Annotated in this window: 1 protein-coding gene; it reads right to left on the bottom strand. The window is 52.0% G+C overall.

Going from position 1 to position 1256, the window contains the following annotated elements:
- Positions 1-644: 644 nt before the first annotated feature.
- Complete coding sequence (locus J8X26_RS26955) at positions 645-1034, bottom strand: hypothetical protein (RefSeq protein ID WP_208952587.1); 390 nt, start codon at positions 1032-1034, stop codon at positions 645-647.
- Between the last annotated feature and the right edge of the window lie 222 nt (positions 1035-1256).

Here is a 1256-nt window from a genome sequence, read left to right as displayed (position 1 = left end):
TGCTGACAGCGCTTAGGGGCTGTATTTCCAAAATTGACGCAACTTTTCTTTGACGGAACACGGTAGCTGCCAGACGGTTTTTATAAGAGGCTTGAGCGTGCGAAAGCCGATACTGCGGGCTTTCCGCAACGAAAAAGCTTAATGGTCGAATGACAAAAGATTCTTCCCGCAAAACTAGTTACAACATTCACTGTTCCTGATTCTTTTATCCGGCCGGGCCTGTTGCCCGACCGGGTAAAAGACCCACGGCCAGCGAAAACGACTGTTTGGCCGATTGACTGCTCTTACACTTGCCCGGAACAACGTGAAGGGTGCTACTCAAGATGCCGTGCCGTAGGTCGGCTCATGAGTACTCTTTCTTTAGAAAGCGTTTTTGTTCAGAAGCTACGTTCGAAATTAACGATATTTATCAGGCCTTTTCGAAGTTAATTACTTCCCGACCGACATCGATGATGGTGAGTCCGTCTGATTTGTATAATTATTATCCATTCATCAACGACGTCCTGGGTGACGTTCCTGCGCCGGCGTCAGTAAGGCAGCTGCCGCCAGATAGCGGGCACGGGAAATCCTACCGGCATTGAACAATGTCAGCATAAACGCCCGCGCCTGATGCGGAAAATGTGTATCGTGAGTCTACTTTGGGTTTAAGAAAGCGGGACGCCGGCGCGCTCAAGCAGCAGGCGGTAGTACGTCTCCGCATCGCTGGCTAACAGTGCGGGATGCTCGGCGTTCACTGCACCTTCGATCTGCATTTGCTGGACCTTGGTACACTGGCCGCTGGCAACCCAACGCCACCAGGCGTTTCTGTGGTGGTTCATTTTGCTACCGTTGTCACGCAGCTGCCGCACCTTGCGTGCCTGTTCTTCAAGGATCTCACCGATATCCGCCTCTGTGCGGGCTTTCTCACCGCGCAGTTCGGGACTGACAACCCAGCGCTTAATCTGCCGCAGGCGGTTTTTCAGCGAATGCTGACGCGCCATCGAGATCCCCAGTCTGGCCATTTTTAACAGATGACGCTCATACTTTTCCCGCAACGTTTCCGCCAGTCCGCGCGAAATGGCCCACTGCCGGTACTGGTGCAGCCATTCACGGATGTTTTCGACCCGGATACCGCGCGAGGTAAAACACTTATCGGTCAGGAAAATCGGTTCTGTCGCATTAAGGCGTTGTCAGGTAACATGCTGTTTTTTTTACAATGTTTCCTTCCCATGTCTCTGATCCGAAAATCGTTTAAACGCCTGCATTACCCCACTGAT

This window comes from Rahnella sp. ChDrAdgB13, from assembly GCF_017655185.1.
GTDB classification, from domain to species: domain Bacteria; phylum Pseudomonadota; class Gammaproteobacteria; order Enterobacterales; family Enterobacteriaceae; genus Rahnella; species Rahnella contaminans.
Note: the sequence above shows the minus strand (reverse complement) of the source record. Positions and strands in the feature narration are given on the sequence as shown.